We start from the raw sequence: 12,834 nt of genomic DNA on the forward strand, positions 1-12,834 counted from the left end.
CGCTCGCCACAGAGGACCTCTCATTTCGCAGAGGTCCTCGTTTTAAGGCAACTCCAACCCGCCCGCCGCTTTATGCAACGCCCGCAAATGCTTGCCAACCTGCTTCAAATTGGCTTCATTGGCCGCAATCTCCGCCGCTCGACTCGGCTCCAACAACGCCCGCACTTCCTTATCCAGATCCCCGGTCAGCGATTGCAGCTGTTTCTGGCGCAGGCTGGTTTCCGATTCAAGGCGCGCGGACTCGCTCGGCTGTGGCAAGCCATAACCACCGGAACCCAGCAACTCGGCTGGGCGGCTAAGGAAGCCGCTGTTGGCGAGTATCTGTTGCAAGGTCGCGTTGGCCTTGTCCATGCCGCCGTTTTTCAGTTCTCGGGCGCCCAGGTAGCGCTGCTTCACTTCATCCTGGGCCAACTGCAATTGGCGACGGAAACTAGCCTGCTCCAGCAACAGCAATGCCGCGCTGGTGCGCAAATCAGCTTGATCGATCCATTTACGCCGTTCTTCAGCGCTCAATGAAAGCCAGTCTTCGACCGTGGCCTGCTTGATCGGCAAGTGTTTCTTCAGCACTTCGAACATCGCTTGGTAGCGATCGCGGAAGGAGTCGAAGCGGTAACCCAGACGCAAGGCTTCGCGCGGGTCGTCCAGTACGCTGGTGTCCGCCAGTCCGCGCCCCTTGAGCACCTCGAGCAAACCGTTGGGCATGATGCTGTCCAGTCCGGTCAGTTGCGCGTTGTTGCTGCCGCTGCGCAACAGTTTCAGGCTTTCGACCGCGCAATTGTTCGACAGGAAGAAGTAGTTGCCGTCGTAACTCCAGTGCATCTCCGCCGCATGTTCCACCACTTCTTCGATTTCGGTGCGCGACAGGTTCAGCGGCACCGAGGCGAGGCTGCGCAGTTCGGTCTTGGTGTATTCGTCGATCACCTGAGCCAGCGGCAAGACAAACAGGCGCGATGGATATTTGCCGACCAATCCGTCCCAACTCGACAGTTGTACGTCACCCACAAAGGCGCGGTAAGAGAGCACCAAGTGTTGGTCCAGATCCAGTCGGCAATCCGGCCCGCGTGGACGGCCCGGTGCACAGATCACCAGACGCAACATGCTGTGGCCCCAGCGGCTGACCCAGTTCTGGTTGGCTTCGGCCAGCAGATAGTCCACCGCGTAGACCCGCTCCGGATCAACTTGGCCAAGCGGTGTCTTGGCGAAGTCGTTGCCGGCATTCAGGAACGCGAAGGACTTGGCGCAGGTGTCTTTGGCGGCGGGCGCCCAGCCGAAATGGTCCTTGTAGTAGCGGTACAGCGCCGGACGTCGGCAGGCGTAGCTCGGGTCGAGGAGGAAATACTCCATGTTGACCGCCACGAACTCCTTGGGATTGGTGGTCTCGTAGATGTCCGGGCTGCGGGCGACTTGCCGATTGTGCTGTTCGCGTTCGCCACGCCGGCCGACGTATTGCGGCCAGCCGGCCAGATCCAGCAGGCGCGGGTCGTCGCTGAGGGTAAAGCGTCGTGTTGTCTGGCCGCGGCATTGATCGGGGATGCCGACCAGCCCGGAGCTGCTGTTGCGCTGGCTACAGCGCTGGATCAGCGTGCGCTCGGCGTCTGGCCACAGGCGCGAGCGGTCATAAATATGGGTGAGTTCGTGCAGGACCGTGGCAAGCATTTCCCTGCGCACGGTGCCATGGGGGCGATAGGTCTTTTTGGTCGCGGCGCTGCCATCGGTGAGACTGGCGAGCAGATTGCGGTTCAGATCGAGTTCGGACACCAACGACGCCTGGCCATAGGCGTTGCCGGGCATTTCGTCGGTCCAGCCGACGTCGATGCGCCGATCCAGTTGTTCGATGAAGCGTGGCGGCAACGCCTGCATCGCTTCATCGAGCAGCGCCTGGCTGGCCTGCACTTGCGCGGGGTTCAGACCGTCAGTCTTGAGGCGTAATTGCAGGCTCGCCTGGGCGGTGTTGCCAAGCAGCAACACCACCCCGGCCAGCAGCCAGGTGCTGAGCGACCTCACAGTGCGAGGATGGCTTCGGCGAGAACCTGATCACTGGCGTCGCGGGCTTCCGGTACGCGGGTGCGCAAGGTGTTGATGGCCGCTTCCAGGTGCGCACCACGAATGTCGCCATCGCTGGCGACGAAGCTGGCCGCATCGTCATGGGCTTCGCGCACGATCTTCGAATCGCGAATCGAAGTGGTGGTATCGGACGTGAAATCAAGCGTGCGCTGGGTGGCACGGATGATCATGTTACTGGTGGCAACCAGGGTGTGTGCCTGGGCCACGTCGGCCAACAACAGCAGGCCAAGGGTGGCAGCAATCAGCGGGCTACGCATGGAACGACTCCGGAGGAACGATGATAACTATTGGACGAGAATTGCCTGTGCCAGTTCAAGGTCGCTGGCATGAAGTTTTGGCTGGGTCCGGCGCAGGTAAACCAGGGCGGACTCCAGTTGCGCTCCTCGCAGTTGGCCGTCACTGGCGATGAAAGCCGCAGCGTCATCCTGAGCGGCGATCAGCAGTTTATGGTCGAAGGGCGCAGAGGTCACCATGCTTGTGGCGTAACCACTGACCACAGTGCCTTGTGTAGAGAGGTTGAAGGCGTCGAAGGCATGGGTCGGGGCCGACCAGCAGGCCGCCATAAATGCCGGAATGAATAACAGATTTGAAAGAAAACGCATGAGACTCGATAGCTGTAAGCGAGCCTCAAGGCTAGCGCAACGCCCGGACTAGAGCCAGCGCCGAAACATTGGGACACGATGGGCGTGTCCCGCCGTTGCGTTGATGCTCAGATCGCCAGGATGGCTTGGGCCAACTGTGCGTCGGTCGCGTTCAACTGGGGCGCCTGATGGCGGATTTCGTTGAACGCACTTTCCAGTTTTACGCCACGAATGTCGCCATTGCTGGCGACGAAGCTGGCGGCGTCATCGCGCGCGGCACGCACGATTTTGTTGTCACGCAGTGAAGAAGAAGCATCGGAGGTGGCGTCGGAACTGGATTTGAGAGCGCCAACGACAGCGTCGGTGGTCACGATAAAACTGGTGGCGTGGGCATTGGCAGCCACGGCGAGCAGGGCTGCAGCGCTCAGCAGACGAAGACGGGACATGGGGAAACTCCTTTGGATAAACCGATTGAGAGGTGGCGCAGTGTCTTGAGGGTCAGACGCTGGTCATGCCGCGTTCGCCACGTTCTGATCGGATATTAGGCTGACGAGGATGGATTCGAACAGCCCATGCAGATGAAACGATACGTAAGAGCTGTAGAAGGCTGCGATCTTTTGATTTTGCTTTTAAACAAGATCAAAAGATCGCAGCCTTCGGCAGCTCCTGCAAAAGTGTACCGTCTTATATGCGATTCTATAAAACTGTGCTGGTATGGCTTTTTATGACCCTGAAACGACAAAACCCGTCGTGGTTTCCCACGACGGGTTTTGTTTGTTCAATTCGGGTTGCTGGCGGTGGACCCTACAGGTCAGAGCCAGCGACGCTACTTAGCGCCAGAACGGCTTGCTCAGCTCTTCGTAGCGTTGTGCTTCGCTAATCCCGGCATCAGCCAGCAGACGCGAATCCAGACGAGCCAGTTGATGGCGGCTGGTAATGCGGCGCTGCCACAACATCAAGTTGGCGATAACGCGAAGAGGCATGGAAGCCTGGGTTTTTGCAGCGGTATCTTCGAAGAACAGTTCGGAACTGAGTGTACGTTCCATGGTTGACATCCTTCCGCTTGTGGCGGGATTAGGTAGTGGTTTAACTGATGCCAATGATCCTCTTGTTTGGCCAGTCCCTCTAGATACAGTTCACTTGTATTGTGAGGGATCAATTAACTGTTTATAGGTGGTGTACTGGTCGAAATTGAGGCAACTGTACCTGTCTGCACTAACTCAGTGCATTTTAGGCAAGTCGACTCGGAAATGTAGGTGTTTGCGGTAGGAAAAGACCAGTACAGCAGTACAGTTTTCGTCAGAATGGAGTGCTGCAAGAAGCAGCTGACGCAACTGTGTTTGCGTCAGCTGTGTTTTACGTCAATCAGACCTTCAGCATCCGCCCGGTTTCTTCCAGGTTAATGTGCCAGCTCAGGGCGTCGCGCAGGATGTGCGGGGTGTGTCCACCGATTGCACAGGCCGCCGTGAAGTAATCATTCAGGGCTTCGCGATAGTCCGGGTGCACACAGTTGTCGATGACTACCCGAGCCCGCTCCCGCGGCGCCAGGCCTCGCAGGTCGGCCAGGCCGATCTCGGTCACCAGGATGTCGACGTCATGCTCTGTGTGGTCGACGTGGCTGACCATCGGCACCACGCTGGAAATCGCGCCGCCCTTGGCAATCGACTTGGTGACGAAGATCGACAGGTGCGCATTGCGCGCGAAGTCACCCGAACCGCCAATGCCGTTCATCATCCGCGTACCACAGACGTGGGTGGAGTTGACGTTGCCGTACAGGTCGAACTCCAGCGCGGTGTTGATGCCGATGATGCCCAAGCGCCGAACCACTTCCGGGTGGTTGGAGATTTCCTGGGGGCGCAATACCAGCTTGTCTTTGTAATGCTCCAGATTGCCGAACACATCTGCATTGCGCCGGGCCGACAAAGTGATCGAACTGCCCGAGGCAAAGCTCAGTTTGCCGGCGTCGATCAGATCGAACGTCGAATCCTGCAACACTTCGGAATACATGGTCAGGTCTTCGAACGGCGAGTCGATCAAGCCACACATCACCGAGTTGGCGATGGTGCCGATCCCGGCCTGCAACGGGCCAAGTTTGTTGGTCATGCGCCCGGCGGCCACTTCCTGTTTGAAGAAATCGATCAGGTGATCGGCAATGGCCTGGGTGTCGGTGTCCGGCGGGAGCACGGTAGACGGCGAGTCGGACTGATTGGTGATCACGATCGCGACAATCTTCTCCGGCGGGATCGGAATGGCGGTGCTGCCGATGCGATCGTCGACCTTCACCAGCGGAATCGGCGTGCGGGTCGGGCGGTAGGTCGGGATATAGATGTCGTGCAACCCTTCCAGATTCGGGTTATGCGCCATGTTGATCTCGACGATGACGTGCTTGGCGAAGATCGCGAAGCTGGCCGAGTTGCCCACCGACGTCGTCGGCACAATATGGCCCTGCTCGGTAATCGCCACGGCTTCAATCACCGCGATGTCCGGCCGCGTAAGTTGCTGGTTGCGCAGCATCTCGACTGTTTCCGACAAATGCTGGTCGATGAACATGACTTCGCCGGCGTTGATCGCCTTGCGCAGGGTGCTATCGACCTGGAACGGCATGCGCCGTGACAAGACGCCGGCTTCGGTCAGCTGTTTATCGAGGTCGTTGCCCAGGCTCGCGCCGGTCATCAAGGTGATTTTCAGCGGACTGATTTTGGCGCGCTCAGCCAATGCGTGCGGCACAGCCTTGGCTTCGCCGGCGCGGGTGAAACCGCTCATGCCGACGGTCATGCCGTCCTCAATCAGAGCGGCAGCGTCAGCGGCGCTCATCACCTTATCCAACAACGAAGGCAAGCGAATACGATCACGGTACATGGATTGTTATCTCGGGCAACGGAAGCAAGGTACGCAGTCTAGTGATTTGAAAAAAATCCGTCCCGCTACCATGGTCGAATGCCGAGCCCTGATTTAGAGCCTTTGGTCGGGTTTCACGGGGAATAAAAAACCCCAGCCTACTAAAGGCTGAGGTTTTGGGTATTGCGCTGGAGCAGGTTTTACTCGACAGCTTTGACCATGTCTTCAATGACCTTCTTGGCATCGCCGAAGACCATCATGGTTTTGTCGAGGTAGAACAGTTCGTTGTCCAGACCGGCATAGCCGCTGGCCATCGAGCGCTTGTTGACGATGATGGTCTTGGCCTTGAACGCTTCGAGAATCGGCATGCCGGCAATCGGCGATTTCGGATCGTTCTTGGCCGCCGGGTTGACCACGTCGTTGGCACCCAGCACCAGCACCACGTCGGCCTGGCCGAACTCGGAGTTGATGTCTTCCATCTCGAACACCTGGTCGTAAGGCACTTCGGCCTCGGCCAGCAATACGTTCATGTGGCCAGGCATCCGACCGGCAACCGGGTGAATCGCGTACTTCACGGTCACGCCGCGATGGGTCAGCTTCTCGGTCAGTTCCTTGAGCGCGTGTTGCGCCCGTGCTACCGCCAGGCCGTAGCCCGGAACGATGATCACGGTGTCGGCGTTGGTCAGCAGGAAGGTCGCGTCGTCAGCCGAACCGGATTTCACCGGGCGGGCTTCTTTCGAGCCTGCAGGGCCGGCTGCGTCCGCCGTGTTGCCGAAACCGCCGAGCAGCACATTAAAGAAGGAGCGGTTCATCGCCTTGCACATGATGTACGAGAGGATTGCACCGGACGAACCTACCAGCGAACCGGCGATGATCAGCATCGAGTTGTTCAGCGAGAAGCCGATCCCCGCTGCTGCCCAACCGGAGTAGCTGTTGAGCATCGACACGACTACAGGCATGTCCGCGCCACCAATCGGGATGATGATCAGCACGCCCAGCACGAAGGCCAGGGCTAGCATCAGCGCGAAAGCGTTGAGGTTACCAGTCAACATAAAGGTAACGCCCAGCGCCAGTGTCGCCAGACCCAGCACCAGGTTCAGCTTGTGCTGGCCGCCGAACTGTACCGGTGCGCCTTGAAACAGACGGAACTTGTACTTGCCCGACAGCTTGCCGAAGGCGATTACCGAACCGGAGAAGGTGATTGCACCGATGGCCGCGCCGAGGAACAGCTCCAGACGGTTACCGGCAGGAATCGAATCCCCCAGCTGTTTAACGATACCCAGCGACTGAGGCTCAACCACCGCAGCGATGGCAATGAACACCGCGGCCATACCGATCATGCTGTGCATGAAGGCGACCAGTTCCGGCATCTTGGTCATTTCAACGCGCTTGGCCATGATCGAACCGGCAGTGCCGCCGACCAGCAGGCCGACGATCACGTAGCCGATGCCCGCAGTGGCAAGCTCAGCGCCCAGCTTATAAATGAGGCCAACGGTGGTGAGGATCGCCAGCGCCATGCCGAGCATGCCGTACACGTTGCCGCGCCGCGACGTGGTCGGGTGCGACAGGCCTTTGAGGGCCTGGATAAAGCAGATCGACGCGATCAAGTAGAGCGTCGTGACGAGATTCATGCTCATTACTTAGGCGCCTCTTCTTTTACGACTTTCGGGGCTTTTTTCTTGAACATCTCAAGCATCCTGCGGGTGACCAGGAAGCCACCAAACACGTTCACCGCCGCCAGAGCCACCGCCAGGGTGCCCATGGTTTTGCCCAGCGGTGTCACGGTCAAAGCGGCTGCCAGCATGGCGCCGACGATCACGATTGCCGAGATCGCGTTAGTGACTGCCATCAATGGCGTGTGCAGTGCAGGTGTAACGTTCCAGACCACGTGATAACCGACATAAATCGCCAGCACGAAGATGATCAGGTTGTAGATACCGGGGGAGATAAGCTCTTCCATCGTCTGAATCCCTGCTTAGGCGTTTTTGCGGATGACTTGGCCGTCGCGGCACATCAGGCACGCGGCGACGATGTCGTCTTCTAGGTTCACTTCGAACTGGCCTTCTTTGTTGAAGACCAGCTTCAGGAAGTCCAGCAAGTTGCGGGCGTACAGCGCCGATGCATCTGCGGCGACTTCACCGGCCAGGTTGGTCGGGCCGCAAATGGTCACGCCATTTTCGACGACCACTTGGTCTGCCACGGTCAGCGGGCAGTTGCCACCCTGGGCGGCGGCGAGGTCGATGACCACCGAGCCTGGCTTCATCTGCGCCACGGTTTCGGCGCTCAGCAGCGTTGGTGCCTTGCGGCCCGGGATCAGTGCAGTGGTAATGACGATGTCCGCCTGCTTGGCGCGTTCGTGCACGGCCAGGGCCTGGCGCTGCATCCAGCTGGCGGGCATTGGTCGCGCGTAACCGCCAACACCGACGGCGCATTCACGCTCTTCATCGGTCTCGTAAGGCACGTCGACGAATTTGGCGCCGAGGGATTCGATCTGCTCTTTAACCGCAGGACGCACGTCAGACGCTTCGATCACCGCACCCAGACGTTTCGCCGTGGCAATCGCCTGCAAACCAGCGACGCCAGCGCCGAGAATCAGCACGCGCGCCGCTTTCACGGTGCCCGCTGCCGTCATCAACATCGGCATGAAGCGTGGATAGTAGTGGGCAGCGAGCAGCACGGATTTGTAACCGGCAATGTTCGCTTGAGAGGACAGCACATCCAGGCTTTGTGCGCGGGAGGTGCGCGGCGCAGCTTCCAGCGCGAACGCGGTAATGCCGCACTCGGCCAGTTTGGCGATGGTTTCATTGCTGAACGGGTTGAGCATGCCGACGACGACGGTGCCGCTCTTGATCAGAGTCAGCTCGCTGTCGCTGGGGGCGACCACCTTGAGAATCAGCTCGGCACCAAACGCATCGTTGGCGCTGCCAATGGTTGCGCCTGCCGCTTCATAAGCACTGTCGACAACGCTGGCTTTTACGCCGGCGCCGCTTTGAACAGTGACCTTATGACCCTGGCCGATCAGCTTCTTGATGGTTTCCGGGGTTGCAGCAACCCGTGTTTCACCCGTCTGGGTTTCGAGAGGAACACCAATGTGCACGTCAAATCTCCTGCGTGATCTTATTGAGTAAACCCATGCACTACGGATGGTGCGGCTGGGGCGGCCGATCAGCACGATCCCGCCAAATCAGGGCGGGGCGCGGCATTTTGCAGGCGAACTTTGTGCCCTTCAAGGGATTATGACGGGTGACGGAAAATTAACTACAAGTCACCCCGTGACCGAATGTCGCAACTAGCCGGTTCAATCCCTTGCAGGCCGTGCCTTGTAAGGATTCTGGTCGAAATTCAACTATTTCCACATCGGCGCGGTGAATGAGTGGTCATTGCCTCGAAATAGAGGCTCAAGGCCACGACTTCAGGCACTTGTGGGACGTTTGTACTGCATGTCAGTACAGTCTATGAATATGCGACAAATACTTATATCTGTAGTGTTTTGTTTTTGCTGACTACGAGGTCAGATAATCGCCTAAAGCCTTTATCCTTCGAGGCTGTAGCTGTGCGCCTGATTTACCAGCCAGTCGCGAAAAGCCCTTAAAGACGCCGATTCGACCTTTCGTTCAGGAATCATCAGGTAATAAGCCTTGATGCTCGACAGGGCTTGAGGATTTGCAATCACCAAGCGCTTCTCCGCCAATTCGCGCCGAATCAGGAACGGTGGAATCAGCGCGATCCCCATATCGTGCATGGCCGCTTGGGCAAGCATGGAGAATAGCTCGTAACGCGGGCCTGTCATGTCGCGTGGGATATTCAGGTTCTGGGAATTGAACCACTGGCGCCACGCGTAGGGGCGGGTGGTTTGTTGCAATAGCGGTAATTCCGCGATTTCTGCGGGCGTCAGACTTGTCTTTTTACCCAGTAAGACGGGACTGCACACCGGCATCGGATTTTCTCCCATCAGTCTGTGGGATTCGGTACCCGACCAGTCCGCATCGCCAAAGTAGATCGCGGCATCGAACTCGGTGTCGGCAAACAGGAATGGCCGTGTGCGGTTGGTCAGGTTGACCGTCACCTCCGGGTGTTTGTGCTGGAAGTCCTTGAGTCGGGGTAACAGCCATTGGGTTCCGAAAGTGGGCACCACCGCCAGTTCGATAACGTTAGCGCCTTGCTGGCCCATCACCGAAAGCGTGTCCCGTTCAACGGCGTCGAGTTGGGTGGCCACGCGTCGGCTGTAGGAAAGACCGGCTTCTGTCAGCTTCACACCGCGTCGGGAGCGTCGGAACAGTTCGACGCTGAGGAACTCTTCAAGGCTGGCGATCTGTCGGCAAATTGCGCCCTGGGTGAGGGAGAGTTCCTGAGCCGCTTTGGTAAAGCTCTCGTGGCGCGCTGCCGCTTCGAAGCTGATCAGGGCGGTGGTGCTGGGGATTTTCCTGCGCATGTACGTGAACCTCACTAATACATCGCATTAATGACCTTTCGCGATGCTTCGGAGTGAGAAATTAGCACAACAGTATGCGAAATCCTCGTTTGCCGAGACGGCGAAGCGCGCCTAGGATCAGTCCACGTTATTTGACCCGATTCGAGAGGACTCACTCATGGGCGGTAAAGCTAGCTTCAACTGGATCGATCCCCTGCTGCTGGATCAACAGCTCACCGAAGAAGAACGCATGATCCGCGACACCGCCGAGCAGTTCGCTCAGCAGAAGCTCGCGCCACGTGTTCTCGAAGCTTTCCGTCATGAAAAGACCGATCCGGCGATTTTCCGCGAGATGGGCGAAGTGGGCCTGTTGGGCGCGACCATTCCCGAAGAGTACGGTGGCAGCGGCCTGAACTACGTGAGCTACGGCCTGATCGCTCGTGAAGTCGAGCGCGTCGACTCCGGCTACCGCTCGATGATGAGCGTGCAGTCCTCGCTGGTCATGGTGCCGATCAATGAATTCGGTACTGAAGCGCAAAAGCAGAAGTACCTTCCCAAACTGGCTACCGGCGAATGGATCGGTTGCTTCGGTCTGACAGAGCCGAACCACGGTTCCGACCCGGGCGCGATGATTACTCGTGCACGCAAAGTGGAAGGCGGCTACAGCCTGACCGGCAGCAAAATGTGGATCACTAACAGCCCGATCGCCGATGTGTTCGTGGTCTGGGGCAAGGACGATGCCGGCGATATCCGTGGCTTTGTTCTGGAGAAGGGCTGGAAAGGCCTGAGCGCTCCGGCGATTCACGGCAAGGTTGGCCTGCGTGCGTCCATTACCGGTGAAATCGTCATGGACAATGTGTTTGTCCCTGAAGAGAACATCTTCCCGGATGTCCGTGGTCTGAAAGGTCCGTTTACCTGCCTCAACTCTGCGCGTTATGGCATTTCGTGGGGCGCGTTGGGCGCTGCCGAGTTCTGCTGGCACACCGCTCGCCAATACACCCTGGATCGTCAGCAGTTCGGTCGCCCATTGGCTGCCACTCAGTTGATCCAGAAGAAACTGGCTGACATGCAGACCGAAATCACCATGGCGCTGCAAGGCTGTCTGCGTCTGGGCCGTATGAAGGATGAAGGCACGGCTGCGGTCGAGATCACTTCGATGATGAAGCGTAACTCCTGCGGCAAATCCCTGGATATCGCACGCATGGCCCGCGACATGCTGGGTGGCAACGGTATCTCCGATGAGTTCGGTGTTGCACGCCACCTGGTCAACCTGGAAGTGGTGAACACCTACGAAGGTACGCATGACGTGCACGCGCTGATTCTTGGTCGCGCGCAGACCGGCATCCAGGCGTTCTATTAATAGGAGAACGGCCATGGGCGCGCTTTCGCATCTACGGGTACTGGATTTATCGCGCGTGCTGGCTGGGCCTTGGTCCGGGCAGATCCTGGCGGACCTTGGCGCAGAAGTGATCAAGGTCGAGCGCCCGGGCAATGGCGACGACACGCGCGCCTGGGGGCCTCCGTTCCTTAAAGACGCCTATGGCGAGAACACCAGTGAGGCCGCTTATTACCTGTCGGCCAATCGCAACAAGCAATCGGTAACCATCGACTTCACCCGGCCTGAAGGCCAGAAGCTGGTGCGTGATCTGGCGGCGAAGTCGGACATTCTGATCGAGAACTTCAAGGTCGGAGGCCTGGCGGCTTATGGGCTGGACTACGAATCGCTCAAGGCAATCAATCCGGATTTGATCTACTGCTCGATCACCGGGTTTGGCCAGACCGGGCCTTACGCCAAGCGCGCGGGTTATGACTTCATGATCCAGGGGTTGGGCGGCTTGATGAGCCTGACCGGTCGGCCTGAAGGTGATGAAGGTGCGGGGCCGGTTAAAGTCGGCGTAGCGCTGACGGACATTCTGACCGGGCTTTATTCGACGGTCGCAATTCTGGCGGCACTGGCGCATCGGGAGCATGACGGCGGTGGCCAGCACATCGATATGGCGCTGCTGGATGTGCAGGTGGCTTGCCTGGCTAACCAGGCGATGAATTACCTGACTACCGGCAATGCGCCCAAGCGCTTGGGGAATGCGCACCCGAACATCGTGCCTTATCAGGACTTTCCTACAGCGGATGGCGATTTCATCCTCACCGTGGGTAATGACGGTCAGTTCCGCAAGTTTGCCGAGGTGGCGGGTCAGCCGCAGTGGGCAGATGATCCGCGCTTTGCCACTAACAAGCTGCGGGTGGCTAACCGTGCGGTGCTGATTCCGTTGATCCGCCAGGCGACGGTGTTCAAAACCACCGCTGAGTGGGTGCTGCAGCTCGAGCAGGCTGGCGTGCCGTGTGGGCCGATCAATGATCTGGCGCAGGTGTTTGCTGATCCGCAGGTTCAGGCGCGGGGGTTGGCCATAGAGCTGCCGCATGTGCTGGCCGGGATGGTGCCTCAGGTGGCGAGCCCGATTCGATTGTCCGAGACGCCAGTGGAGTACCGCAACGCGCCTCCTCTATTAGGGGAGCACACGCTGGAGGTATTGCAGCGGGTGTTGGGTTTGGATGCCGACGCTGTGGCTTCTTTCAAAGAGGCTGGGGTGCTTTGAGGATTCCTTCTATATAGAAGCGCTTCTATATAGAAGATAGAAGGAATCGCGCTGTTTTTGGGTTTTCTGCAACTGATTGATAGAAAAGCAAAATCAGTGCTTGACGGCAGATTCTGGAAGTCTATAATTCGCCCCACTTCCGGCGCAGTCGAAACGGAAAACTCCTTGGTAAACAAAGAGTTAAGCAGGTTTTGGCAGCAGGTTGCTTCAGTTCATCGAAGCACGAAAGGAGTTGAAAAAGAGGTGTTGACAGCAGCGAGTAACGCTGTAGAATTCGCCTCCCGCTAACGAGAGATCGAAAGCGCAAGTGGTTGAAGTTGCAGAGGAAACTTTGAAAACTTCTGAA

12 protein-coding genes are annotated in these 12,834 nt (G+C 58.3%); 2 read left to right on the plus strand and 10 right to left on the minus strand.

Annotated features, from left to right (window positions below):
• Positions 1-42: 42 nt before the first annotated feature.
• From ACWIKB_RS03775 to ACWIKB_RS03820, 10 genes are all read right to left on the minus strand, one after another.
• On the minus strand, positions 43-2,004 hold the full coding sequence (locus tag ACWIKB_RS03775; RefSeq protein WP_475265370.1) for a DUF7844 domain-containing protein: 1,962 nt from the start codon (positions 2,002-2,004) through the stop codon (positions 43-45).
• Complete coding sequence (locus ACWIKB_RS03780; RefSeq protein WP_475265371.1) at positions 2,001-2,321, minus strand: DUF2388 domain-containing protein; 321 nt, start codon at positions 2,319-2,321, stop codon at positions 2,001-2,003. The genes ACWIKB_RS03775 and ACWIKB_RS03780 overlap by 4 nt, the downstream gene beginning before the upstream one ends.
• Positions 2,322-2,348: 27 nt before the next feature.
• On the minus strand, positions 2,349-2,666 hold the full coding sequence (locus ACWIKB_RS03785; RefSeq protein WP_475265372.1) for a DUF2388 domain-containing protein: 318 nt from the start codon (positions 2,664-2,666) through the stop codon (positions 2,349-2,351).
• Between the two features lie 107 nt (positions 2,667-2,773).
• A complete protein-coding gene (locus ACWIKB_RS03790) occupies positions 2,774-3,091 on the minus strand; it encodes a DUF2388 domain-containing protein (protein ID WP_475265373.1) in 318 nt (105 codons plus the stop codon).
• 384 nt (positions 3,092-3,475) lie between these two features.
• A complete protein-coding gene (locus tag ACWIKB_RS03795; protein WP_030129620.1) occupies positions 3,476-3,691 on the minus strand; it encodes a DUF1127 domain-containing protein in 216 nt (71 codons plus the stop codon).
• Between the two features lie 319 nt (positions 3,692-4,010).
• Positions 4,011-5,504, minus strand: coding sequence for an acetyl-CoA hydrolase/transferase family protein (locus ACWIKB_RS03800; protein ID WP_475265374.1), 1,494 nt, complete (start codon positions 5,502-5,504; stop codon positions 4,011-4,013).
• Between the two features lie 179 nt (positions 5,505-5,683).
• Positions 5,684-7,120: an NAD(P)(+) transhydrogenase (Re/Si-specific) subunit beta gene (locus ACWIKB_RS03805; RefSeq protein ID WP_123513379.1), complete on the minus strand. Its 1,437-nt coding sequence runs from the start codon at positions 7,118-7,120 to the stop codon at positions 5,684-5,686.
• Positions 7,120-7,443: an NAD(P) transhydrogenase subunit alpha part 2 gene (locus ACWIKB_RS03810; RefSeq protein ID WP_007947884.1), complete on the minus strand. Its 324-nt coding sequence runs from the start codon at positions 7,441-7,443 to the stop codon at positions 7,120-7,122. Before ACWIKB_RS03810 ends, ACWIKB_RS03805 begins: the two co-directional genes overlap by 1 nt.
• 15 nt (positions 7,444-7,458) lie before the next feature.
• Positions 7,459-8,580 carry a Re/Si-specific NAD(P)(+) transhydrogenase subunit alpha gene (locus tag ACWIKB_RS03815; RefSeq protein ID WP_475265375.1) on the minus strand — a complete coding sequence of 374 codons (1,122 nt, stop codon included), beginning with the start codon at positions 8,578-8,580 and terminating at the stop codon, positions 7,459-7,461.
• 435 nt (positions 8,581-9,015) lie between these two features.
• Positions 9,016-9,915, minus strand: coding sequence for a LysR family transcriptional regulator (locus ACWIKB_RS03820; RefSeq protein ID WP_475265376.1), 900 nt, complete (start codon positions 9,913-9,915; stop codon positions 9,016-9,018).
• A 157-nt stretch (positions 9,916-10,072) separates the two neighbouring features.
• On the opposite strand from ACWIKB_RS03820, the gene ACWIKB_RS03825 reads away from it, so the two are divergent.
• Positions 10,073-11,254, plus strand: a complete 1,182-nt coding sequence (locus ACWIKB_RS03825) for an acyl-CoA dehydrogenase (protein WP_163910462.1) — start codon at positions 10,073-10,075, stop codon at positions 11,252-11,254.
• 13 nt (positions 11,255-11,267) lie between these two features.
• Positions 11,268-12,488 carry a CaiB/BaiF CoA transferase family protein gene (locus ACWIKB_RS03830; RefSeq protein ID WP_475265377.1) on the plus strand — a complete coding sequence of 407 codons (1,221 nt, stop codon included), beginning with the start codon at positions 11,268-11,270 and terminating at the stop codon, positions 12,486-12,488.
• Positions 12,489-12,834: the final 346 nt, after the last annotated feature.

It is taken from the genome of Pseudomonas sp. 5Vm1k, from assembly GCF_056161485.1.

Excerpts from the sequence above, each read along its gene's own strand:
- ACWIKB_RS03785 (WP_475265372.1), bottom strand. The coding sequence starts at position 2,666 with ATGCGTTTTCTTTCAAATCTGTTATTCATTCCGGCATTTATGGCGGCC.
- ACWIKB_RS03805 (WP_123513379.1), bottom strand. The coding sequence starts at position 7,120 with ATGAGCATGAATCTCGTCACGACGCTCTACTTGATCGCGTCGATCTGC.
- ACWIKB_RS03800 (WP_475265374.1), bottom strand. The coding sequence starts at position 5,504 with ATGTACCGTGATCGTATTCGCTTGCCTTCGTTGTTGGATAAGGTGATG.
- ACWIKB_RS03830 (WP_475265377.1), top strand. The coding sequence starts at position 11,268 with ATGGGCGCGCTTTCGCATCTACGGGTACTGGATTTATCGCGCGTGCTG.
- ACWIKB_RS03780 (WP_475265371.1), bottom strand. The coding sequence starts at position 2,321 with ATGCGTAGCCCGCTGATTGCTGCCACCCTTGGCCTGCTGTTGTTGGCC.
- ACWIKB_RS03790 (WP_475265373.1), bottom strand. The coding sequence starts at position 3,091 with ATGTCCCGTCTTCGTCTGCTGAGCGCTGCAGCCCTGCTCGCCGTGGCT.
- ACWIKB_RS03820 (WP_475265376.1), bottom strand. The coding sequence starts at position 9,915 with ATGCGCAGGAAAATCCCCAGCACCACCGCCCTGATCAGCTTCGAAGCG.
- ACWIKB_RS03795 (WP_030129620.1), bottom strand. The coding sequence starts at position 3,691 with ATGGAACGTACACTCAGTTCCGAACTGTTCTTCGAAGATACCGCTGCA.
- ACWIKB_RS03810 (WP_007947884.1), bottom strand. The coding sequence starts at position 7,443 with ATGGAAGAGCTTATCTCCCCCGGTATCTACAACCTGATCATCTTCGTG.
- ACWIKB_RS03825 (WP_163910462.1), top strand. The coding sequence starts at position 10,073 with ATGGGCGGTAAAGCTAGCTTCAACTGGATCGATCCCCTGCTGCTGGAT.